The sequence below is a fragment of the Pseudotabrizicola formosa genome (genome assembly GCF_002900965.1).
Lineage (GTDB): Bacteria > Pseudomonadota > Alphaproteobacteria > Rhodobacterales > Rhodobacteraceae > Pseudotabrizicola > Pseudotabrizicola formosa.
In genome coordinates this window covers 1,172,850-1,193,833 of the sequence record NZ_PJOM01000002.1, presented here as the reverse complement: position 1 = coordinate 1,193,833, position 20,984 = coordinate 1,172,850, and the positions used below count along the sequence as shown (strand labels likewise).

The window sequence follows — 20,984 nt, the reverse complement described above, 5'->3', positions numbered from 1 at the left end:
CCCCCGCCTATCAGGAGGCGGGTGTCCCGTCGAGGTAGCGCGCGCGCAAGGCATCGATCGCCGTCATCATCCTTTTGCCAAAGCCGCCGCGGGCCACATCCGTCTCCACCACCAGCGGCACCCGGGCATCGGGCAGGCCGGGGATATGGATGATCAACTCGCCCGCCGGCGTGCCAGCGGTCAGCGGCGCGGTCAGCGGGCCGGTATAGATCACCTCGGCGGTGGTGGTTTCCTGCACCAGGGCGGGCACCAGCTGGCGCACATCGGCGGCAGGCACCAGACCGACCGACTCGGCGGCCCCCATCCAGACCGGCACATCGGCCACGCGCTGCCCGGCGGTCACCAGCGTTTTCTCGGCAAACTGGCGAAAGGCCCAGGACACGATGCGCTCTGCCTCTTCGGCCCGCTCCCGCTCGCTGCTCAGGCCGGTGATTACAAAGATCACCCGCCGGTTGCCCTGCGCCGCGGACCCGGCAAGCCCATAGCCCGCCTCGGACGTGTGCCCGGTCTTCAGCCCGTCGGCGCCGACGCCAAGGGCCAGAAGCGGATTGCGGTTATTCGCATTGGCGGGGGCGCGGCCTTTGTAATCAAAGGTGGTTTCCGCAAAGATCGGATAGAATTCCGGGAAATCGACGATCAGCCGCTTTGACAGAATGCCCAGATCGCGCATCGACATCACATGACCGGCAGCAGGCCAGCCGGAAGAGTTCTTGAACACCGAATTCTGCATCCCCAGGGCCTGTGCGCGCTGCGTCATCTGCTCGGCAAAGGCCTCTTCGGTGCCCGCCAATCCTTCGGCCACCACCACGCAGGCGTCATTGCCGGAATTCACGATCATGCCATGGATCAGATCGTTGACCGTGGGCCGGTCGGATTCCTGCAGGAACATGGTCGAGCCGCCCATCGCGGCGGCGCGCGACGACACCGGGAACTGGGTGTCCATCGTCACCCGGCCATCGCGCAGGGCTTCGAACAGCATGTTGATGGTCATCAGTTTCGACATGCTGGCGGGCGGCAGCGCCTGATCGGCGTTCTTGTCCATCAGCACGGTCTGGGTCGTGACATCATAGACCCAGGCGGCGGTGGCCCGGGTTTCAAAGGCCTGTGCCACCGGGGCCGCAATCAGCAGGGCCAGCGTCAGGGCGGCCCGGAGCAGACGGGTGGTCAAAAGGCCTGTGCGGACCAGGCTGTGGGGGTGGCGGCTTCTGATGCGCATCGGATCTGCCTCTAGCGGTTCAGGAAATAGGCATCGGGAAAGCCTGCGCCCTTGGCGCGGCTCAGGGCGGCGGCATCCCCGGTGGTGGTCACCGACCACAGCGGTTTGCCCTGGCTTTCCTCACGCCGGACGGTGCCTTGCAACCCGGCCGCGCCCAGCGACGCGGCAGCGCGGGTGGCATTGGCCTCAACCGAAAAGATGCCGATCTGGATGGTGCGCCCGCCCGTGGCCGGGGCGGGGCTTGCCACCGGCGCGGCGGCGACCGGAGCAGGGGCTGCTGCGCCGACTACCGGCGCGGCCGGGCCGGGTGCAACCGGCGCAGCTTCGGCCCGGTCAATGGCCGCTGCGGCCCCGGCGATCGGGTCAAGCGACTGGGTTTCCACCGTTTCCGACGAATCGAGGATCGGCTTGCTGGCATCCGGGGTGACCGTCGCTTCTTCACGGCGCAGCGCGATCACGCTGACATCAGCCGGGGCACCTGCCAGAATGCCAAGGGCTGCGGCGGCATCGGAGGAGATCTGCAGCTTTGGCCCGGGATTTTCAATCTCGCGCCGGAACAGCGCGCCGATGACGAACTTGCCATTGGCGGTGTTGCGGATGATCACGCGCTCGGGGTCTTTGGCATCGGGGGAGGCTACCCAGACGCCGCCCAGCGAGGGCCGGCCATCCCACAGCGCCTTGTCGGTGGTCTGAAACACCTCGGGTGCCTCGACATCGCGGTCGACCAGCCGGGTGGAGGTTGACGCCGTGGGTGTGGCCCCATCCTGGGTGCCCGCCCCGCGAAACGGGTTTGCGCCATCGACGCAAGCGGCCAGTGCCGAGCTTGCGACTGTCATCAGGATAAGCGCCCTGATCCGTGCCTGTGCCATGTCTTGCCCCTGATACCGCAGGTTTATCCTGCGCTTGTTACCCTTGGTTGCGTCGCACGGGCCATGCCCCGGCCCGACGCTTGATCTGGCCTTATCATATCGCCGCAGGTCTTGCGAGGAAAGGGTATGTGGAACTTTCGGCACAGATCGACACGGACAGTTGACCATTCGGCATTGCGCCCGCTTGAATTCCCCGCCACGGCCCGCTATCGGGGGGCTGCTGGAAGTGTGGCCGAGTGGTTTAAGGCTCTAGTCTTGAAAACTAGCGTGCGGGGAACCGTACCGTGGGTTCGAATCCCACCGCTTCCGCCACCTGCCGCACAAAGAGGCGCAGCCAGCAGCGCAGGCATGGACCGTCAGGCGCTGGTGCCGCGCGGGTCAACGGATGACAAAGATCGGCACATGAACCCCTCTCACGCCCACAGGCTTTCCGTCGCCCCGATGATGGATTGGACAGATCGCCATTGTCGGGTGTTCCACCGGATGATGACGCGGCGTGCCATGCTGTATACAGAAATGGTCACCGCCCCGGCGATCCTGCACGGGCCGCGTCCCAAGCTGCTGGATTATTCTGCGCCAGAGCATCCGCTGGCCTTGCAGCTGGGCGGGTCGGTGCCGCAAGAGCTGGCGCAGGCGGTGCGCATCGCGCGCGACTGGGGGTATGACGAGATCAACCTCAACGTCGGCTGCCCGTCAGACCGGGTGCAATCGGGCTGTTTCGGCGCGGTGCTGATGGAACGGCCCCAGCTCGTGGCCGACTGTGTGGCCGCGATGATCGCGGAATCGGCGGTGCCGGTGACGGTGAAATGCCGGATCGGGGTGGATGACCAGATCCCCGAGGATGTGCTGCCCGGTTTCCTTGACACCGTGTCGCGCGCCGGGGTGCGGCACATCATCATCCATGCCCGCAAGGCCTGGTTGCAGGGCCTGTCGCCCAAGGAAAACCGCGAGATTCCGCCGCTGGACTATCCGCTGGTGTTGCAGATGAAGCGTGATTTTCCGGACCTCACGATCTGCCTCAACGGCGGGGTCACCTCGCTTTCACAGGCCAAAGACCTGCTGGATCAGGGTTTGGACGGCGTGATGATCGGGCGGGCGGCCTATCACGACCCGGCGGCCGCGCTGATCGGGGCGGATGCGCTGTGGGGCGATGATTTCGCCCCCGACGCGCACAGCGTGGTGCAGGATATGAAACCCTATATCGCCGCGCATCTGGCGGCAGGGGGCCGCTTGCATCAGATCACCCGGCACATGCTGGGCCTGTTCACCGGGCGGCCCGGGGCGCGAGGCTGGCGCCGCGTGCTGTCGACCGGGGCCACGCGGGAAGGTGCGGGGCTGGATCTGCTGGATGAGGCCCTGGCGCAGGTTCAGGCGACGGCGGCCTGAACCCGGACAAAGCGCGACAGAGCCAGGGCGATCGCCCCGCAGAGCGCGATGGCCAGCAGCATCGGCAGGGCGGTGCCATCAAAGAACGGCGCGCTCACCGCGATCATCACGCCGCCCGCCAGCATCTGCAACGTGCCGCCCAGCGATGAGGCCAGGCCCGCGATGTCGCCATGCTCTTCCAGCGCCAGCACCATCACCGTGGGGATCACCAGCCCGAGGAAGGCATTGGCAAGGAACAGCCCCACCATCACCACCGGCAAAGTGGCCAGCCCCAGCACGCCAAGGGCCGCCAGACAGGCGGTGCTGGCACAAAAGCCCAGCACCGCCCCCCGCACCACGCGGGCCGCGCCAAAGCGCTGGCCAAAGCCTGCGGCCAGTTGCGAGGCGGCGAAGAACCCGATGGCATTGACCGCAAAGGCCAGCGAAAACCCGGTCGGGGACAGGCCGAAGGCCTGGGTATAGACAAAGGGGCCCGAGGCGATGAAGACGAAAAAGCTCGCCATGGCAAAGCCGCCCAGAAAGGTCAGCGCCATGAAGCCGGGGTCGCCCAGCAGGCGTCTGGCCCCGCGCAGCGTGTCGTTCCAGTCAAAGCGCTGGCGCTGTGCGGCGGGCAGGGTTTCGGCCAGCACAAAGCGGATCATCAGCAAGGACAGCAGCGCTGCAATCGCCAGCACACCAAAGATCCAGCGCCAGCTTGCCACCGCCATCACCCCGGCCCCCGCCAGCGGCGCCAGCATGGGTGAGACGGAAATCACCAGCATGATCGCCGCCATCAGCCGTGTGGCCTGATGCCCGGTCGCCATGTCGCGGATGATGGCGCGCGGCACCACCATCACGGCGGCCCCGCCAAGCCCCTGCACAAAGCGCCCCACCATCAGCCAGGTGATGCTGGGGGCCAGCGCACAGATCAGCGTGCCCAGCAGAAAGACCGCAAGCCCGGCATAAAGCGGCGGTTTGCGCCCGGCCTGATCGGCCCAGGGGCCATAGACCAGCTGCGCCAGGCCGAAGGCCAGGAAATAAGCGGTGATCGTGCCCTGCATCGCGGCCACCGATGTGCCAAGCCCGGCCCCGATTTCGGGCATCGCGGGCAGATACATGTCGATGGCAAAGGGACCGACGCAGGACAAAAGCCCCAGCACCAGCGCGGGTCGCAGCAAGGAAGCGGTCATGGAAAGGGTCTCGCATCGGAACAAATGGTGCGGCCCGAATACACCGTTCCGGCAAGAATGGGTAGCCGTGCACTGGCACCTGTGCGCGCAGCGCAGTATCAGCACCTGGCGCGCCCCTGACCGCGTGACAGTTCAAGGAGCTTTCGATGCCCGACGCCAGCCTTCTCATTCCGATGATCGGCCTTCTGGCTGTGATCGGGGCCCTTGCCGGGGTGATTGCCGGACTTCTTGGCGTCGGAGGGGGCATCGTGCTGGTGCCGGCGTTCTTTTACGCCTTCGGCTATCTGGGCTATGGCGGGCCACAGCTGATGCAGGTCTGTCTGGCCACCTCGCTTGCCACCATCGTGGTCACCTCGCTGCGCTCGGTTCTGGCGCATCACAAGAAGGGCGCGGTAGACTGGCAGATCCTGCGCACCTGGGCCCCGGCCATCGGTGTGGGCGCGGTGATCGGGGTGTTCACCGCCACGGCGCTCAAATCGGTGACCTTGCAGGCGATCTTCGGGGTGCTGGGCATTGTCGTGGGGCTGTACATGGCCTTCTCGCGGTCTGACTGGCGGCTGGGGTCTGAAATGCCCAAGGGCGCAAAGCGCATCGGGCTTGGCGGCATGGTCGGCTTTCTGTCGGTGCTGATGGGCATTGGCGGCGGCAGTTTCGGCGTGCCGCTGATGACGCTGTACAACACCCCGATCCACCGGGCCGTGGCCACCGCCTCGGGCTTTGGCATGACCATCGCGGTGCCTTCGGTGCTGGTGTTCCTGTTCCTCCCCGTGGACGGCGCGCCACCCTATACGCTGGGCGCGGTCAACCTGCCGGCCTTTGCCCTGATCTTTGCGATGACGATGATCACCACCCCTTGGGGCGTGAAACTGGCGCATGCCATGGACCCCAAGCCGTTGAAGCGGGTGTTTGCCGTGTTCATCACGCTGGTGGCGCTGAACATGCTGCGCAAGGTTCTGGGGTATTGACCGGAGCCGCGGCCCTGACCCGCCGGGGATGGGGCCGGATCGGCCCCGACCCTGCCATCGCGGCCTGGGCAGAGGCGGCCTTGCCGGTGGCGCAGCAACAGATCAGCGCCAGCCAAGAGCCCTGGCGCTGTGGCGGCACCTGGTTTGTCGGCGTCGATGCCTTGCCCAACGGGCCCGATGGGGCGGTGGCGGGCGTGGCCTTCCCCTGGTCTGCCCTGCCGCTGCAGCCCGTTGCCCTGCATCCGGGCCAGTTGTCGGTGATCCGGCGCGGCTATCCGCAGCCCTCGCCCGACGAAACGGCCTCCGCCTTTGCCTTTCGCCAGAGCCGCGACGCGGCCCATCTGGACGGCTTGCTGCCCGTCGGTCCTGACCGGCGCCGCATGATCCGCGAGCCGCATGGCTGGATTCTGGGCCTGCCGCTGACCGGCATTCTTGCCTCACCTCTGGTGGTCTGGGAGGGCAGCCACAAGATCATGGCGGCGGCACTGGCAGCGGCCCTGCGCCCGCATGCGCCCGAAACCTGGGCCGATATCGACGTGACGCAGGCCTATCAGGCCGCCCGGGCGCAGGTGTTTGACAGCTGCCCGCGCATCGAGCTGCCTGCGCGCCCCGGAGAGGCGACCCTGCTGCACCGGATGACCGTTCATGGTGTGGCCCCCTGGCAGGGCAGCGCACAGGGCGACCGGATCATCGCCTATTTCCGTCCGCTGCTGGCCACAGTGGCAGAGTGGATGGCGGCGCCGTAGCGCGAGGGTGTCAAGCGGGGCGTTGCGCCGGTGCCTGGCCCGGTGCGGTCAGCCCTGCAACCGCGCGGCGCGGCCACCCCGGCGCGTGGCGATGCGCGGCGCGCGGGCGGGCAGCTCTGCCATGATCGCCTCGCGCGCCTGCGGTGACAGGCGCGACCATTGAGTGATCTCGTCAATGCTGCGCAGGCAGCCGATGCACAGACGGGCTTCGGGGTGAACGACGCAGAGCTTTACGCAAGGCGAGGCGATTTCATCGCGTTTCCAGATCTCGTCCGTCACTGCTCCTCCAGCCTTGCCATATACGCCATGCGGTCCAGCGCCCCTTGCAGGATATAGCCGGCGGCCACCTTGTCGATCACCTCTTTGCGACCCTTGCGCGACGTATCCGCCTCCAGAAGCGCCCGTTCGGCGGCAACGGTGGACAGACGCTCATCCCAGAAGGTGATGGGCAGGGGGGTCAGCTTTTCCAGATTGCGCGCAAAGGCGCGGGTGGATTGCACGCGCGGGCCTTCGGACCCGTCCATGTTCAGCGGCAGGCCAAGAATGATGCCCGCCGCCCCGCGCGCCGTCAGCAGGGCCAGCAGGCGGGCGGCATCAAGGGTGAATTTCTCGCGCCGGATCACCTCGACCGGGGTTGCGACCTGACGGCGCAGGTCGGACAGGGCGACGCCGATGGTCTTGTCGCCCAGATCAAGGCCCGCAATGCCGCCGGACCGGGGCAGGGTGGGGATGAAGGCGGCGATATCGGGCAAGATCATTCGCCGACCCCGGCCTCGACCGCGGCCTGACGCAGGCCCGACAGTTCCACCGTGCGCCCGGCAAAGCGGGTCTGCGCCTCGGCATAGATCGCACGGGCCTGATCGGTGCGGCCTATCTGCGCCAGCGAGGTGATCAGCCGGGCCCAATCCTCGGCCGGTCCGCCCTCCTGCGCCAGCCGGGCGCCAAGCTGATCGACCATGCCCTCGATCATCGCCTGACGCTCCTCGGCTGTCATTTCGGCGGCGGCGGCGATGTCGTCCCCCGTCGGGCCGGGGCCGGTTGAGGCGGGCGGCAGGCTGTAGCGCACACCGGCGCGCGCGGCGACCTCTGTGATTTGGCCACGGATCGGGGCGACCCAGGGCGCATCCGGCGGGCTGTCTGCCAGCAAGCGTTGCCACAGGGTAAAGGTCCGGTCAAAGCGGCCGATCTGGGCGAACATCGTGCCCGTGTAATAGCGTGCCGTGCCATTGCGCGGATCGGCCTCCAGCGCCCGGACCAGCGCCTGTTCCGCCTCTGGCGACACATATCCCCCCGCAGCCATGATCATCAGCTCGGCCAGCGCCGCGTGATCTTCGGCGGTGGCGGCCACACCCTTGAGCGTGATCAGCGCGGCCTGCGCGTCCTTGGCCGCTGACAGATTGCCCATCGCCGCCTCATTGCGGGCCAGGAGTTCCAGCCCTTGCTGATCATCGGGGCGGTCCTGCACCGCCTGGCGCAGTCTGACCATCAGCTCCAGAAAGGACGGATCTATATCGGTGCGCGGGGCGACGCTGGTCTGCGCCTCGGCATCTGCCTGCGTCGGGCGGTTGGCGCGGATGTCTTCGCTCATCGCAAGCCGGGCCTGCAGCGGCAGGTCAGGGTATCCCGGCGCGCCAAGATGCCAATAGCCATAGGCCCCCGCCGCAAGGATCAGCGCGATCAGCACCGCCACGACCGACCCGCCGAGCTGTTGCGGGGCAGGGGCCGTCTTTGCCGCATTGCGGTCGGCATCCAGCAGGCGGCGCTGAATTTCGGTGCGCAGCCGCGCGCCTTCGTCAGAAGGAATGGTGCCGCGGGCGATGTCGCGTTCAATCTCGGTCAGCTGGTCACGATAAACGGCCAGATCAAACTCATGCGCGCCGCGCGCATCGGTCTGGGCCCGCGACATGGCGCGCAGCAACGTTGCCAGAATGCCCACAACCAAAAGGGCCGCCGCTGCCCAGAATCCCCACGCCTCCATGCCATAGCCCTCTTTTGCCTTGCCCCCTTCATGTAAGGGGTGATTGCCCCGGACAAAAGGCGCGAATTGGCCGCAGCTGGATTGGCCTGCGGTCTGCGACACCCGCCTGCGACAGCAATCGGGCGCGATGTCGCAATTTTCCCTGTTGTGCCGCTTGGGGTGGCGGCGGCAATCCGGTATCACGTCACACAGACGCAACTGCCTGCCCGTCCGAAGGAATGCCGCCATGAAACGCTATTCGGTCTTTGCCATCGCGCGTGAGGCGCTGAGCCACCATCAAGGCTGGGAACGGGCGTGGAAATCGCCACTGCCCAAGGCGTCCTATGACGCGGTGATCATCGGCGCCGGCGGGCACGGGCTGGCCACGGCCTATTACCTTGGCAAGAACCACGGCATCCGCAATGTGGCGATCCTCGAAAAGGGCTGGCTGGGGGGTGGCAATACCGGGCGCAACACCACGATCATCCGCTCGAACTACCTGCAGGACCCGTCTGCCGCGCTTTATGAAAAGGCGCGGTCCTTGTATGAAACCCTGAGCCAGGAGCTGAACTACAATATCATGTTCAGCCCGCGCGGGCTCCTGATGCTGGCGCAGACCCATCACGAGGTGCGCGGCTATCTGCGCACGGTGCATGCCAACAACCTGCAAGGGGTCAGCACCAAATGGATCACGCCCGAGCGGGTCAAGCAACTGGTGCCGATCATCAACATTGACGGGCCACGCTATCCGATCCTGGGCGCGCTCTATCAGGCGCGCGGCGGTACGGCGCGGCATGATGCGGTGGCCTGGGGCTATGCGCGGGCCTGTTCCGACATGGGGATGGACATCATCCAGCAATGCGAGGTCACCGGGGTGCGGTCGGAAAATGGCCAGGTGACGGGGGTCGAGACCAGCAAGGGCTATATCGGCACCAAAAAGCTGGGCATCGTGGTGGCGGGCCATTCCGGGCAGGTGGCCGATATGGCGGGGTTCCGCCTGCCGGTGGAATCGATGGCGCTGCAGGCGCTGGTGTCAGAGCCGATCAAGCCCTGCATGGATGTGGTGGTGATGGCCAACACGGTGCATGGCTACATGAGCCAGTCCGACAAGGGCGAGATGGTGATCGGCGGCGGCACCGACGGATTCAACAACTACACCCAGCGCGGGTCTTTTCATCATATCGAGGAAACGCTGCGCGCATTGGTTGAGACTTTCCCCATGATTTCAAGGCTCAAGATGCTGCGGCAATGGGGCGGCATCGTGGATATGACCGGCGACCGCTCGCCCATCATCTCGAAAACCCCGCTGGGGAATTGCTTTATCAACTGCGGCTGGGGCACCGGCGGGTTCAAGGCCATTCCCGGCTCTGGCTGGGCCATGGCCGATCTGATGGCGCGCGGCGAGCCGGGGCCGCTGGCGGCCGAATTCGACATGTGGCGTTTCCGCGAAGGCCGGTTCATCGACGAGTCGGTGGCAGCCGGGGTGGCGCATTAATGATTTCCGGGAACCTTCCTGTGATCGACCGCGTTTGTCCTCCAATCACGTATTGCAAGGAGGACCAGTCATGGCCGAACCGCACACCCCACCGACCAACACCACCTACACGACCAGCTCCGCCGTCCCGCCCCACGCGACCAATACCAGCACCACCACGCATATCCGCGAGACACCCGCGTCGACCAACTGGTTCGCCTATCTGCTGGGCGGCGCCGTTATCGCCGTCGGCATCGGCGCGCTGGTCCTGTCTGGTGGCGATGACGCAACCGTTGTGCCCGCCGATGGCAGCAACAATGTCACCATCGAAGCCCCTGCAACTGCGCCTGCCGCAGAAGCTCCGGCAACAGCACCGGCTCCTGCTCCGGCAACCGAAGCTCCGGCTGCAACCACGCCTGACGCAACCGCTCCGGCAACCACGCCCGACGCAACCGCTCCGGCGGCCCCTGCCGATCCTGCCCCTGCGCCAGAGGCTGGCAGCACCGTGCCGCCCGCAAGCGGCGGCTGATAGGTTTCTTTCTCTCATGACTTCCCGTCACGGCGGGCGCTGTACAGCGCCCGCCGTTTCCATGTTCACAGGTGTGCCATGCTGATCCTTTCCTGCCCCTATTGCGGCATCGACGCCGAAGAAACCGAACTTGCCCCGGGCGGTGAGGCGCATCTGAAGCGGTTCGGTCCGGGGTCGGATGACGACGCGTTCGAGGCTTATATGTTTGCCCGCAAGAACCCCAAGGGCGTGCACTTCGAGCGGTGGCGCCATGCCTATGGCTGCGGCAAGTGGTTTCTGGCCGCGCGCTGTACCGCCACGCTGGAAGTCTTCGGCACCTATCCGGCACAATCGACCGAGCCGCCCGTCGAGATCGTCGAAAAAATCAAGGCCAAGCGCCCCGAGTGGAAGGGCTTTTCATGAGCACGCGTCTGAAATCCGGCGGCCGGTTGATCGACCGGTCTGCCCCGCTTGACTTCACCTTCAACGGCAAACGCCTGCGCGGTTGTGCGGGGGATACGCTGGCCTCGGCGCTTCTGGCCAATGACCAGATGCTGCTGGGCCGGTCGTTCAAATACCACCGCCCGCGCGGCCTTGTGGCCAGCGGGGCGGAAGAGCCCAATGCGCTGGTCAATCTGGGGCAGGGCGCGCGGCTGGAGCCCAACCAGCGCACCACCACGACCGAACTGTTCGACGGGCTGGAGGCACGCAGCCAGAACCACTGGCCCAGTCTGGACTTCGATGTGGGCGTGGTGAACAACTATGCCGCACGCTTGCTGCCGGGGGGGTTCTATTACAAGACCTTCATCCACCCGCGTGCGGCGTGGAAACATTTCTTTGAACCCATCATCCGGCATTCGGCGGGCCTTGGCTCTGCCCCCAAGGACCGCGATGCCGACCGCTATGAACAGGCCTATGCCTTTTGCGATCTGCTGATCGTCGGCGGCGGCGTGGCCGGGTTGCAGGCGGCGCTGGTGGCGGGGCGGGCTGGCGCGCGGGTCTGGCTGGTGGAACAGACCGCCCATTGGGGCGGGCGCGCACCGGTCGATGGCGATGTCGTGGGCGGCATGCCTGCGGCGGACTGGGTCGAGGCGGCGGTGCTGGAGCTGTCGGCGATGGACAATGTCACCCTGCGCCTGCGCTGCATGGCGGCGGGGTCTTACGACCACGGCTATGTCCTTCTGGATGAAAAGCTCGCCGACCACACCCCCGGCGACGGGCGCCCCCGGCACCGGCTGTGGCGGATGCGGGTGGGCAAGATCCTTGCGGCCACGGGTGCGATCGAGCGGCCGCTGTCCTTTGCCGGCAATGACATTCCGGGCGTCATGCTGGCGGGGGCGGTGCGCGATTACGCGGTGAACTGGGCGGTTTCCCCGGGCGACCGAACCGTGGTGGTCACCAACAATGATGACGCCTATCGCACCGCGATTGTGCTCAAGGAAGCAGGGCTGGAGGTTGCGGCGGTGATCGACGCGCGCAACATCGCCAACGGGCCGCTGCCGGAACGCGCCCGCGCCCTTGGCATAAGGGTTGAAACCGGGCGCGCCATCGCGCGGGTCAAGGGTGGCAAGCGGGTGGAGGCGGTCGAGATCTGCCAGCAGGCGGGCGAGGGTGCGGCCAGCACGACGCTGTCCTGCGACGCGGTGGCCATGTCCGGCGGCTGGTCGCCGGTGGTGCATTTGTGGAGCCATTGCGGCGGCAAGCTGATCTGGGACGAGTCCGAGGCGATGTTCCGCCCCGACGCCACCCGTCCGCCGCTGCATGCCGATGGCACGGCCATGGTGCTTTGCGCCGGTGCCGCCAATGGCGCGCTGCGCCAGGCGGTGGCAGATGCTGATGCGCAGGTTAAGATCGCGCTGCAAGCCCTTGGATTTGAAGCGGAGTCAGAGGAAGTGCCCGCCCATGACGTGGCGGACGAATCTGCGCTGGAACCGGTCTGGATCATGCCGCAAGGCGCTGGCATCGCGCTGCGGTCCAAGATGTGGCTGGATTTCCAGAATGATGTGAAAGTGTCAGACGTGCAACTGGCCGCGCGCGAGGGCTATGAAAGCGTCGAACACACCAAGCGCTACACCACGCTGGGCATGGCGACGGATCAGGGGAAGCTAAGCAATATCAATGGTCTGGCGGTGCTTGCTGACTCTTTGAATGCGCAGATCCCACAGGTCGGCACCACGACCTTCCGCCCGCCATATACCCCGGTGCCGCTGGGGGCCTTGGCGGGTGAAGCGCGGGGCGAGATCTTTCAGCCGCTGCGCAAGACACCGATGCATGACTGGCACCAGCAGAACGGTGCCTATTTCGAACCCGTGGGCCATTGGCGCCGGCCATATTGCTTCCAGCGCCCCGGCGAGACGCCGGAACAGGCGGTGCACCGTGAGGTGAAGAACACGCGTGAAGCCCTTGGTTTGCTTGATGCATCGACCCTTGGCAAGATCATCGTCAAAGGCCCTGATGCCGGGCGATTCCTTGACATGCTTTACACCGGCGTGATGAGCACCCTGCCCATCGGCAAATGCCGCTACGGGTTGATGTGCAATGAACAGGGCTTCCTGTCGGATGATGGCGTGGTGGCGCGCATCGACGCCGACACCTGGCTGTGCCACACCACATCGGGCGGGGCGGATCGCATTCATGCCTGGATGGAAGACTGGCTGCAATGCGAATGGTGGGACTGGCAGGTGTTCACCGCCAATGTGACCGAGCAATATGCGCAGGTGGCGGTTGTCGGGCCAAATGCCCGCAAGCTGTTGGAAAGCCTTGGCGGGATGGATGTGTCGAAAGAGGCGCTGCCCTTCATGCACTGGGCCGATGGCACGCTTGGTGGCTTTGCCTGCCGGGTGTACCGGATCAGTTTCTCGGGCGAGCTGTCCTATGAAATCGCCGTGCCTGCCAGCCAGGGTGCGGCGTTCTGGGCCTTGTTGCACAAGGCGGGGGCGGCGTTCGGCGCAATGCCCTATGGCACCGAGGCCCTGCATGTGATGCGGGCCGAAAAGGGCTTTATCATGATCGGCGATGAAACCGATGGCACCATCATCCCGCAGGATCTGGGTCTGGACTGGGCCATCTCGAAGAAAAAGCCCGATTATCTGGGCAAACGCGGGCAAGAGCGCAGCTTTCTGGCAAATCCCGACCGCTGGAAACTGGTGGGGTTCGAGACGCTGGACGGATCGGTGATCGAGGATGGCGCCTATATCCCCGAGCATGGGGTGAACGCCAACAATCAGCGCCGCGTGCAGGGGCGCGTCACCTCGACCTATCATTCGCCGACCTTGGGGCGCGGCATTGCGATGGGGCTCTTGCGCCAGGGTCCGGCGCGGATGGGCGAAGTGGTGGAGTTCACCAGAATGGATGGTGGTGTCACACCGGCCCGGGTGGTGGACCCGGTGTTCTTTGACAAGGATGGGGAAAAGCAGAATGTCTGATCCGGTCAGCGCGTTGCAGGGCGCAAGCTATGATGGGTTTGCGCAACTGCGTGAGATCGGCCCCTTGGGCATGATCACGCTGCGCGCCAAGGCGGGCACACCGGGGCTGGAGGCGGCGGTGCAGGCTGCCACCGGCTGCGCCATGCCCCAGATGCGGCGCATTGTGCGGCAGGGGCCATGTGCGGCCGGATGGATGAGCCCGGATGAGCTGTTGCTGATCCTGCCCTATGCAGATGTGGCGGGCGCTCTGGCCCGGATCGGTGAGGCCTTGCAGGGCCAGCACCATCTGGCGGTCGATGTCTCTGACGCGCGCGCGGTGTTCCGGATCGAGGGCGCAAAGGCCGATCAGGTGCTGCGCAAGCTGTCGCCGGTGGATTTCGACCGGCTGGAGCCGAATGAGCTGCGCCGCAGCCGCGCGGCACAGGTGGCGGCGGCGTTCTGGGCCGAGGAGGGCGGCTTTACGCTGGTGTGTTTCCGCTCGGTCGCGGGCTATGTGATGGGGCTGTTGAGCGTCTCCGCCCGGCCGGGGGCTGAACTCTAGGCGGTGCACCGCGGGGCGGGCGTTGCACTGGGGGTTTTCCACCCCCAGACCCCCGGAGGATATTTAGAAAACAGATAATGGTTACAGACCGACGAGGGCGCGGATATCCTGCGGCGTCGCCCCTTCGGCGCGGTATTTTGCCAAGGCGCGGGCGTCATCCCGCTTGGCCAGCCGTTTGCCCTGATCATCGCGGATCAGGCGGTGGTGGTGGTATGTGGGCGTCGGCAGGCCGAGCAGGTGCTGCAGGATCACCTGCACCGGGGTGAAATCAAACAGATCCTCCCCCCGTATCACATGGGTCACGCCGTGATCGGCATCATCCAGGGCCGAGGCGAGGAAATAGGCGACGATCTCTTCGCCCTTGCGTGACAGGACCACATCGCCGATGCGGGAGATGGCCTCGGCGGGGTTGAGGATGTGCTGCCCCGCATGGGCCGCCCCGGTTTCGGCAAAGCCGATGCCCGGGGGCAGTTGGGCGAGGGCGGCGGCAAGGTTGATCCGCAGCGCATCGCCGGGCTGGCGCGACTCTATCGGGCGGTGCCGGCAGGTGCCGGGATAGAAGGGGTGGATGCTGCCCTCTTGCGGTGCGGCAAGCGCTGCGCGGATATCGGACCGGGAGCAGGCGCAGGGGTACAGCAGGCCCCGGGCCACCAGCGGCTCCAGCCGCGCGGTGTACTCCGCGATATGGTCGGACTGGCGGTGCACCGGGCCATCCCATGTCAGGCCAAGCCATGCGAGATCATCGAGGATCTGCGCCTCCCAGGCGTATTTGCTGCGTTCGGTATCGGTGTCTTCCATCCGCACCAGGAAGCGGCCCCCGGCGGCGCGGGCCATGTCATGCGCGAGGAGGGCGGAATAGGCGTGGCCCAGATGCAGCGGGCCGGTGGGCGAGGGCGCGAAGCGGGTTGTGAACCCGCCTGACGCCGGGGCCGCTACCCCAGCCATGCCGTGAACGCGTCTTTGGCGCGGTCGGTATAGGCCTTGTAGCGGTCCTTGCGGCCACGCCGCCCGCCGCGGGCGTCGATCGGGGGGAAGAGGCCGAAGTTGACGTTCATCGGCTGAAAGGTTTTTGCCTCAGCCCCGCCGGTGATATGGGTGATCAGCGCGCCTGTGGCGGTTTCGGGTGGGGGCGGCGGCAGGGTGGTGCCCTTGATCTCTGCCGCCGCCATCCGGCCTGCCAAGAGGCCCATGGCGGCGCTTTCGACATAGCCTTCCACCCCGGTGATCTGCCCGGCAAAGCGGATATGCGGGTGCGATTTCAGGCGCATCTGATCATCCAGCAGGGTGGGAGAATTGATGAAGGTGTTGCGGTGAATGCCGCCCAGACGGGCAAAGCTGGCATTGGTCAGACCTGGAATGCGTTTGAACACATCGGTTTGCGCGCCATATTTCATCTTGGTCTGAAAGCCCACCATATTGAACAGCGTGCCCAGCTTGTTATCGCGACGCAGCTGAACCACGGCATAGGCCTTCACATCGGGCTGGTGCGGGTTGGTGAGGCCCACCGGCTTCATCGGGCCAAAGCGCAGGGTTTCGCGGCCGCGTTCGGCCATCACCTCAATCGGCAGGCAGCCGTCGAAATAGCCTGCGGTTTCGCCTTCCTTGAATTCCGTCTTTTCTGCCGCCAGCAGCGCGTCGATGAAATCCTCGTACTGTTCGCGGGTCAGCGGACAGTTGATATAGGCGGTCTGTTCTTCAACCGTTTCGCCCTTGTCATAGCGCGACTGCATCCAGGCCACCGACATATCGACGGTGTCGGCATAAACGATGGGAGCAATGGCATCAAAGAATGCCAGCGCCTCGGCCCCGGTGGCGGCGCGGATGCTTTCGGCCAGCGCGCCCGAGGTCAGCGGGCCGGTGGCGATGATCCAGTGGCCATCGGTCGGCAGGTCGGTGATCTCTTCATAGGAGACGGAAATCAGCGGATGCGCCATGATGCGGGCGGTGACGCTTTGCGCAAACGGGTCACGGTCCACTGCCAGCGCGCCGCCCGCAGGCAGGCGGTGCGCGGCGGCCTGTTCCATGATCAAGCCGCCGGCTGCGCGCATTTCCCAATGCAACAGGCCCACGGCATTGCTTTCATGGTCATCGGACCGGAAGGAGTTGGAGCAGACCATTTCGGCCAGATGCCCGGTGCGATGGGCAAAGGTGCCTGTTTTGGGCCGCATTTCGTGGATGACGACCGGCACACCCTGTTGCGCCGCCTGCCATGCCGCTTCTGTCCCGGCCATACCGCCGCCGATGATGTGGAGTGTCTTGTTCATGCGCGGGAGATATCCCGCCGGCCCCCCGCTTTCAAGCGGGCGCGTCACACCAGCGCAATCCGTTCACGTTGAGAGGCATCGGGGTAGGGACGGTAGAGGCCGACATCGACATGCGCGATCATCTGATGCATCAGATCATAGCGGCGGCCCGCCTCTTCATCTGCGGCGGCGAGCGCGGCAAAGGCGTCATCCAGCGCGGCCATGCCCTTCACCTCCACCTCCAGCAGGAAATCGGGATGGGCGCCCGAGGCGAGGCCGAACTTGCGCCGCATCAGCCGCCAGCCGGTGATCAGCCCATGCGTTTGCAGATAGCCCATCCAGTTATCGACCGCCTTGGCAAAGGCCAAGGCGCGGCTGTCTTGCCGCAATTCGATCATGCAGTGATAAAGGTTCATCCGTGCCATCTCCCTTTGCGGTGAAGATAGGCACGGCCCTGTTGCCAAAGGGTTAAGCGCTGCGGCTCAGCCGCCGGGCAACAGGTCGATGATGCTGCGGCGCTCAAAGCTGGTGCCGCGCTTTTCGCCGAAGGTCACCTTGACGCCGACCGAGACATAGGGTTCGGACCCCAATCCCTCGATCCGGGCGCGGCCCAGTTCACCGGTGACCGTCACGCCGGGCAGCGCATCCACTGCGCCGGTCAGACCAAAGCGCGTGGTATCGGCGCCTTCGATGTTCAGGTTGTCAAGGCGTGCCCCGACCATCGCGGTCCCGGTCAGGGCATAATCGCCCTTGATGCCGATGACGGTGCCATCGGTGCCCCCATCCTTGGCGAAGGTCACATAGCCTTCGGCGTCGATCAGCCCGGCCTGATGCCCGACCTCGAACCCGAAGTAATTCAGGTTCTGCCCTTCAAACCGGTCGCGCCCGACATAGGCCCCGACAGAGGTGCTTTCATTTGCATGAACAATGGCATGCAGGCCGAAGTTGAGGTTGTCGGTATTGGAGGCATCAAGCTGGGTCAGGGCAAAATCGCCTTGCAGCGCAAATTGGTGCGACAGGGCAAATTCCATCGAACTGCCCAGTGACAGCTTGCTGACATCGGTGGCCTCGCTGCTGCCGACAAAGCTGGAATAGCCCAGCGAGAGCGAACCGCCGGTAACCTCGAATGCCTGCGCGCCCGTTGCGCAGAACAGGCCGGCCAGAGCCAGGGAAAGGGAATGCTTCATAGGTGCCTCAATGGTTATTGCATCGCGCTTTGTCGCGCGTTGCCCGATGGATACGCGGTCGGGGGACAGGCTGTAAACCGGTGCGATCAACCAGCCCCGGACTGTGGCGGAGGGGCAACATCGGCGCTGTAAAGCGCGGCACGGTGCTGTGCGGTGAAAGCGGCGGGGTCGCCGATGGCAAAGCCAAGCTCTGCCGCCTTGTCGAAAAACCCCCGGGCGGGAAGGCCAGCCGAGAGGCGGGCCTCGCACAGCGCTGCGCGCAACGGCTGGCCGTTGCGCGCATCGGTTTCCATCAGCGCCTCAAGGGCCGCGGTCAGCTGGCCCATCCGCCAGCCGAGATCGCGGGCAAGCTGGCCATAGGTGATGGTCTGACCGGCAGCGGCGAGGCTTGCCAGCCGGTGGTCCAGGTCATTCATCGCCCTGTTCGGCGACGCGGGCGACCGAGACCACCACTTCGTCGCGGCCGACGTTGAACACCCGCACGCCCCCGGCAGAGCGCGAGCGGAAGCTGATCTGATCGACCGGTACCCGGATCGACTGGCCGGTGGAGGTGGCCAGCATGATCTGATCCGACGGATCGACCGGGAATGACGCCACCAGCCGACCGCCGCGCATCGCCTTGTCCATCGCCATCACCCCCATGCCGCCGCGCCCGCGCACCGGATAACCGTGGCTGGACGACAGCTTGCCCGCACCGCCTGCGGTGATGGTGAGGATCAGGTCTTCGGATGCTGACATTTCACTGTAACGTTCCGGGCTAAGTTGGCCCACTGCAACGGTTTCTTCGTCTTCATCTGCTTCGGCCTCATCCTCCACAGCCCCTGCCATCAGGCGGCGCTGCTTGAGGTAAGCCTCCCGCTCCTCGGGCGTGGCCTCGAAGTGGCGGATGATGGCCATCGACACCACCTTATCCCCCTCGGCCAGACGGATGCCGCGCACGCCGGTGGACCCGCGCGATTTGAACACGCGGATTTCGGTGGTGGAAAAGCGGATGGCGCGGCCAAGGGCGGTGACCAGCATCACATCGTCATTTTCATCGGCAATCGCGGCATTCACCAGCAGCACGCCCTCGGGCAGGTTCATGGCGATCTTGCCGTTACGCTTGACGTTGGTGAAGTCCGACAGGTCGTTCTGTCGCACATCGCCATCGGATGTGGCAAAGACGATCTGCAGGGTTTCCCATTCATCCTCTGGCACATCCACCGGCATCAGGGCTGCGATGGAAACCCCGGGCTGGATCGGCAGGATATTGACGATGGCCTTGCCCTTGGCGGTGCGGCCCGCCAGCGGCAGGCGCCAGGTTTTCAGCTTGTAGACCATGCCATCTGTCGTGAAGAACAACAGCCAAGTGTGCGTATTGGCAACGAAAAGTGTCGTCACCACATCATCTTCCTTGGTCGCCATCGACGACAGGCCCTTGCCGCCCCGGTTCTGCTGGCGGAATTCGGCCAGGGGGGTGCGCTTGATATAGCCGCCGGAGGTGATGGTGACGACCATATCCTCGCGCTCGATCAGATCCTCGTCTTCCATATCGCCGGCCCAGTCGACGATTTCAGTGCGACGCGGCACGGCGAAAAGCTGTTTCACCTCGCGCAGCTCGTCCGAGATGATGGCCATGATCCGGTCACGTGAGCCCAGAATCTCAAGGTATTCCTTGATCTTGCCGGCCAGTTCTTCCAGCTCGTCGGTGACTTCCTTGACGCCAAGCGCGGTCAGGCGTTGCAGCCGCAATTCCAGAATGGCGCGGGCCTGCACTTCCGACAGGTTATAGGTGCCATCCTCGTTCATCGTGTGGGAGGGATCGTCGATCAGCAGGATATAGGGCGCGATGTCGGCGGCAGGCCAGCGGCGTGTCATCAGCTTTTCACGCGCTTCGGCGGCATCGGCAGAGGCGCGGATGGTGCGCACCACCTCATCCACGTTGGACACGGCAACCGCCAGACCGCAGAGGATATGGCTGCGCTCGCGTGCCTTGCGCAGCTCGAACGCGGTGCGGCGCGCCACAACTTCTTCGCGGAAGGTGATGAAATGCGTGAGGAAATCGCGCAGCGTCAGTTGTTCGGGGCGGCCGCCGTTCAGCGCCAGCATGTTGCAGCCGAAGCTGGTCTGCATGGGCGTGAAGCGGAACAGCTGGTTCAGCACCACATCCGGCGTTGCGTCGCGTTTCAATTCGATCACCACGCGAATCCCGATCCGGTCGGATTCGTCGGCGACCGCTGAGATGCCTTCGATCCGCTTTTCGCGCACAAGTTCGGCGATCTTCTCGATCATCGCGGCCTTGTTGACCTGATAGGGCACCTCATCAATGATGATGGCGTAGCGGTCCTTGCGGACCTCTTCGATATGGGTTTTCGAGCGGATGATGACCGAGCCGCGCCCTTCCAGATAGGCTTTGCGCGCGCCCGACCGGCCAAGTATGGTGGCGCCGGTGGGGAAATCCGGGGCGGGGATGATCTCCATCAGCGCCTCGGACGACAGATCGGGGTTGTCGATCAAGGCCAGCGTGCCGTCGATCACTTCGCCAAGATTGTGCGGCGGGATGTTGGTAGCCATGCCGACGGCGATGCCACCCGCACCATTGACCAGCATGTTGGGAAAGCGCGCGGGCAGGACCGTGGGTTCCCGGTCTTTGCCATCGTAATTGTCTTGAAAATCAACGGTTTCCTTGTCGATATCGGCCAGCAGGAAGGCGGCGGGCTTGTCCATCCGCACTTCGGTATAGCGCATCGCAGCGGCGGAATCGCCGTCCATCGAGCCAAAATTGCCCTGACCATCGAGCAGTTTCAAAGACATCGAAAACGGCTGGGCCATCCGCACCAGCGCGTCATAGATCGCGCTATCGCCATGGGGGTGGTATTTCCCCATGGTATCGCCCACGGGCCGCGCCGATTTGCGGTAGGGTTTGTCGTGGCTGTTGCCCGATTCACTCATGGCAAACAGAATGCGCCGGTGGACGGGTTTGAGCCCGTCGCGCAGATCGGGGATCGCGCGGCTGACGATCACGCTCATCGCGTAATCCAGATAGGCGGTCTTCATCTCGGCGGCGATGTCGATCTGCGGGCCGGTGTAGACCGGCTTTTCGTCTGTTTTATCAGTGTCTTCGGGCGTATCGCTCATGGGGCCGGGCCTTCCTTACGGGGGGCTATATCTTGTTGGGGCAACCTTACACCATGCAAGGGATGGGGTGCAATGCCGCCTCGGCATGCGATCTGGCAGCCGGGTCGAGGCAGTGATAACAAATTGAAATCATTGATTTTTAATCTGAAGCTGGCATGATTCTGTGACAGGCATGACACAG

The 20,984-nt window shown here is 65.1% G+C and carries 20 protein-coding genes and 1 tRNA gene; 9 read left to right on the top strand and 12 right to left on the bottom strand.

Annotation, left to right across the window (positions count from 1 at the left end):
• Positions 1-10: 10 nt before the first annotated feature.
• Positions 11-1,216 carry a D-alanyl-D-alanine carboxypeptidase family protein gene (locus CXR43_RS09645; RefSeq protein WP_103333739.1) on the bottom strand — a complete coding sequence of 402 codons (1,206 nt, stop codon included), beginning with the start codon at positions 1,214-1,216 and terminating at the stop codon, positions 11-13.
• Between the two features lie 11 nt (positions 1,217-1,227).
• Positions 1,228-2,085: an SPOR domain-containing protein gene (locus CXR43_RS09640; protein ID WP_103333738.1), complete on the bottom strand. Its 858-nt coding sequence runs from the start codon at positions 2,083-2,085 to the stop codon at positions 1,228-1,230.
• Between the two features lie 222 nt (positions 2,086-2,307).
• Between CXR43_RS09640 and CXR43_RS09635 the strand changes: the two genes are divergently transcribed.
• Together CXR43_RS09635 and dusA are read left to right on the top strand one after the other, a co-directional pair.
• Positions 2,308-2,397 (top strand) — tRNA-Ser (locus CXR43_RS09635).
• A 90-nt stretch (positions 2,398-2,487) separates the two neighbouring features.
• Entirely contained in the window at positions 2,488-3,471 is a 984-nt protein-coding gene (gene dusA, locus CXR43_RS09630) for a tRNA dihydrouridine(20/20a) synthase DusA (protein WP_168219795.1), read from the top strand.
• Here the strand turns inward: dusA and CXR43_RS09625 are convergent.
• On the bottom strand, positions 3,453-4,640 hold the full coding sequence (locus tag CXR43_RS09625) for a multidrug effflux MFS transporter (RefSeq protein WP_103333736.1): 1,188 nt from the start codon (positions 4,638-4,640) through the stop codon (positions 3,453-3,455). The genes dusA and CXR43_RS09625 overlap by 19 nt on opposite strands.
• Positions 4,641-4,786: 146 nt before the next feature.
• On the opposite strand from CXR43_RS09625, the gene CXR43_RS09620 reads away from it, so the two are divergent.
• Entirely contained in the window at positions 4,787-5,605 is an 819-nt protein-coding gene (locus CXR43_RS09620; protein ID WP_103333735.1) for a sulfite exporter TauE/SafE family protein, read from the top strand.
• Positions 5,602-6,351: a hypothetical protein gene (locus CXR43_RS09615; protein ID WP_103333734.1), complete on the top strand. Its 750-nt coding sequence runs from the start codon at positions 5,602-5,604 to the stop codon at positions 6,349-6,351. Before CXR43_RS09620 ends, CXR43_RS09615 begins: the two co-directional genes overlap by 4 nt.
• 48 nt (positions 6,352-6,399) lie before the next feature.
• Here the strand turns inward: CXR43_RS09615 and CXR43_RS09610 are convergent, their stop codons facing one another.
• From CXR43_RS09610 to ccmI, 3 genes are read right to left on the bottom strand one after another with little or no spacing between them, the layout of a single operon-like run.
• Complete coding sequence (locus tag CXR43_RS09610; RefSeq protein WP_103333733.1) at positions 6,400-6,630, bottom strand: DUF1289 domain-containing protein; 231 nt, start codon at positions 6,628-6,630, stop codon at positions 6,400-6,402.
• Positions 6,627-7,109 (bottom strand): Holliday junction resolvase RuvX, encoded by a 483-nt coding sequence (ruvX, locus tag CXR43_RS09605; RefSeq protein WP_103333732.1) that lies wholly within the window; start codon positions 7,107-7,109, stop codon positions 6,627-6,629. The genes CXR43_RS09610 and ruvX overlap by 4 nt, the downstream gene beginning before the upstream one ends.
• On the bottom strand, positions 7,106-8,329 hold the full coding sequence (gene ccmI / locus CXR43_RS09600) for a c-type cytochrome biogenesis protein CcmI (RefSeq protein WP_103334167.1): 1,224 nt from the start codon (positions 8,327-8,329) through the stop codon (positions 7,106-7,108). The genes ruvX and ccmI overlap by 4 nt, the downstream gene beginning before the upstream one ends.
• 226 nt (positions 8,330-8,555) lie before the next feature.
• Here ccmI and CXR43_RS09595 point away from each other — a divergent pair, with 226 nt between their 5' ends.
• The 5 genes from CXR43_RS09595 to CXR43_RS09575 all read left to right on the top strand — a co-directional run bounded on the left by CXR43_RS09595 (position 8,556) and on the right by CXR43_RS09575 (position 14,256).
• On the top strand, positions 8,556-9,803 hold the full coding sequence (locus CXR43_RS09595) for a sarcosine oxidase subunit beta family protein (protein WP_103333731.1): 1,248 nt from the start codon (positions 8,556-8,558) through the stop codon (positions 9,801-9,803).
• 70 nt (positions 9,804-9,873) lie between these two features.
• Positions 9,874-10,311, top strand: coding sequence for a hypothetical protein (locus tag CXR43_RS09590; protein WP_210402075.1), 438 nt, complete (start codon positions 9,874-9,876; stop codon positions 10,309-10,311).
• Between the two features lie 78 nt (positions 10,312-10,389).
• The gene (locus CXR43_RS09585; protein WP_103333730.1) at positions 10,390-10,713 is read left to right on the top strand and encodes a sarcosine oxidase subunit delta; all 324 of its coding nucleotides are present in this window, start codon (positions 10,390-10,392) and stop codon (positions 10,711-10,713) included.
• Positions 10,710-13,715 (top strand): sarcosine oxidase subunit alpha family protein, encoded by a 3,006-nt coding sequence (locus CXR43_RS09580; protein WP_103333729.1) that lies wholly within the window; start codon positions 10,710-10,712, stop codon positions 13,713-13,715. The genes CXR43_RS09585 and CXR43_RS09580 overlap by 4 nt, the downstream gene beginning before the upstream one ends.
• Positions 13,708-14,256, top strand: coding sequence for a sarcosine oxidase subunit gamma (locus CXR43_RS09575; protein WP_103333728.1), 549 nt, complete (start codon positions 13,708-13,710; stop codon positions 14,254-14,256). Before CXR43_RS09580 ends, CXR43_RS09575 begins: the two co-directional genes overlap by 8 nt.
• Positions 14,257-14,337: 81 nt before the next feature.
• Here CXR43_RS09575 and gluQRS read toward each other — a convergent pair whose 3' ends face one another.
• From gluQRS to gyrA, 6 genes are all read right to left on the bottom strand, one after another.
• Positions 14,338-15,201, bottom strand: a complete 864-nt coding sequence (gene gluQRS, locus CXR43_RS09570; protein ID WP_103333727.1) for a tRNA glutamyl-Q(34) synthetase GluQRS — start codon at positions 15,199-15,201, stop codon at positions 14,338-14,340.
• Positions 15,189-16,520 carry a methylenetetrahydrofolate--tRNA-(uracil(54)-C(5))-methyltransferase (FADH(2)-oxidizing) TrmFO gene (gene trmFO, locus CXR43_RS09565; RefSeq protein WP_103334165.1) on the bottom strand — a complete coding sequence of 444 codons (1,332 nt, stop codon included), beginning with the start codon at positions 16,518-16,520 and terminating at the stop codon, positions 15,189-15,191. Before trmFO ends, gluQRS begins: the two co-directional genes overlap by 13 nt.
• A 44-nt stretch (positions 16,521-16,564) precedes the next feature.
• Entirely contained in the window at positions 16,565-16,915 is a 351-nt protein-coding gene (locus tag CXR43_RS09560) for a DUF6614 family protein (protein WP_103334164.1), read from the bottom strand.
• A 66-nt stretch (positions 16,916-16,981) separates the two neighbouring features.
• Positions 16,982-17,686 carry a hypothetical protein gene (locus CXR43_RS09555; protein WP_103333726.1) on the bottom strand — a complete coding sequence of 235 codons (705 nt, stop codon included), beginning with the start codon at positions 17,684-17,686 and terminating at the stop codon, positions 16,982-16,984.
• An 86-nt stretch (positions 17,687-17,772) separates the two neighbouring features.
• Positions 17,773-18,102 (bottom strand): hypothetical protein, encoded by a 330-nt coding sequence (locus CXR43_RS09550; RefSeq protein ID WP_103333725.1) that lies wholly within the window; start codon positions 18,100-18,102, stop codon positions 17,773-17,775.
• Positions 18,095-20,803: a DNA gyrase subunit A gene (gene gyrA / locus CXR43_RS09545; protein WP_103333724.1), complete on the bottom strand. Its 2,709-nt coding sequence runs from the start codon at positions 20,801-20,803 to the stop codon at positions 18,095-18,097. The genes CXR43_RS09550 and gyrA overlap by 8 nt, the downstream gene beginning before the upstream one ends.
• Positions 20,804-20,984 lie beyond the last annotated feature (181 nt).

What these genes read in the sequence shown, in the direction of transcription:
- ccmI (WP_103334167.1), bottom strand. Translation starts at nt 8,329, where the DNA reads ATGGAGGCGTGGGGATTCTGGGCAGCGGCGGCCCTTTTGGTTGTGGGC.
- dusA (WP_168219795.1), top strand. Translation starts at nt 2,488, where the DNA reads ATGAACCCCTCTCACGCCCACAGGCTTTCCGTCGCCCCGATGATGGAT.
- CXR43_RS09640 (WP_103333738.1), bottom strand. Translation starts at nt 2,085, where the DNA reads ATGGCACAGGCACGGATCAGGGCGCTTATCCTGATGACAGTCGCAAGC.
- CXR43_RS09645 (WP_103333739.1), bottom strand. Translation starts at nt 1,216, where the DNA reads ATGCGCATCAGAAGCCGCCACCCCCACAGCCTGGTCCGCACAGGCCTT.
- CXR43_RS09560 (WP_103334164.1), bottom strand. Translation starts at nt 16,915, where the DNA reads ATGAACCTTTATCACTGCATGATCGAATTGCGGCAAGACAGCCGCGCC.
- CXR43_RS09590 (WP_210402075.1), top strand. Translation starts at nt 9,874, where the DNA reads ATGGCCGAACCGCACACCCCACCGACCAACACCACCTACACGACCAGC.
- CXR43_RS09555 (WP_103333726.1), bottom strand. Translation starts at nt 17,686, where the DNA reads ATGAAGCATTCCCTTTCCCTGGCTCTGGCCGGCCTGTTCTGCGCAACG.
- CXR43_RS09580 (WP_103333729.1), top strand. Translation starts at nt 10,710, where the DNA reads ATGAGCACGCGTCTGAAATCCGGCGGCCGGTTGATCGACCGGTCTGCC.
- ruvX (WP_103333732.1), bottom strand. Translation starts at nt 7,109, where the DNA reads ATGATCTTGCCCGATATCGCCGCCTTCATCCCCACCCTGCCCCGGTCC.
- CXR43_RS09625 (WP_103333736.1), bottom strand. Translation starts at nt 4,640, where the DNA reads ATGACCGCTTCCTTGCTGCGACCCGCGCTGGTGCTGGGGCTTTTGTCC.
- CXR43_RS09595 (WP_103333731.1), top strand. Translation starts at nt 8,556, where the DNA reads ATGAAACGCTATTCGGTCTTTGCCATCGCGCGTGAGGCGCTGAGCCAC.
- CXR43_RS09550 (WP_103333725.1), bottom strand. Translation starts at nt 18,102, where the DNA reads ATGAATGACCTGGACCACCGGCTGGCAAGCCTCGCCGCTGCCGGTCAG.
- CXR43_RS09575 (WP_103333728.1), top strand. Translation starts at nt 13,708, where the DNA reads ATGTCTGATCCGGTCAGCGCGTTGCAGGGCGCAAGCTATGATGGGTTT.
- gluQRS (WP_103333727.1), bottom strand. Translation starts at nt 15,201, where the DNA reads ATGGCTGGGGTAGCGGCCCCGGCGTCAGGCGGGTTCACAACCCGCTTC.
- trmFO (WP_103334165.1), bottom strand. Translation starts at nt 16,520, where the DNA reads ATGAACAAGACACTCCACATCATCGGCGGCGGTATGGCCGGGACAGAA.
- gyrA (WP_103333724.1), bottom strand. Translation starts at nt 20,803, where the DNA reads ATGAGCGATACGCCCGAAGACACTGATAAAACAGACGAAAAGCCGGTC.
- CXR43_RS09585 (WP_103333730.1), top strand. Translation starts at nt 10,390, where the DNA reads ATGCTGATCCTTTCCTGCCCCTATTGCGGCATCGACGCCGAAGAAACC.
- CXR43_RS09620 (WP_103333735.1), top strand. Translation starts at nt 4,787, where the DNA reads ATGCCCGACGCCAGCCTTCTCATTCCGATGATCGGCCTTCTGGCTGTG.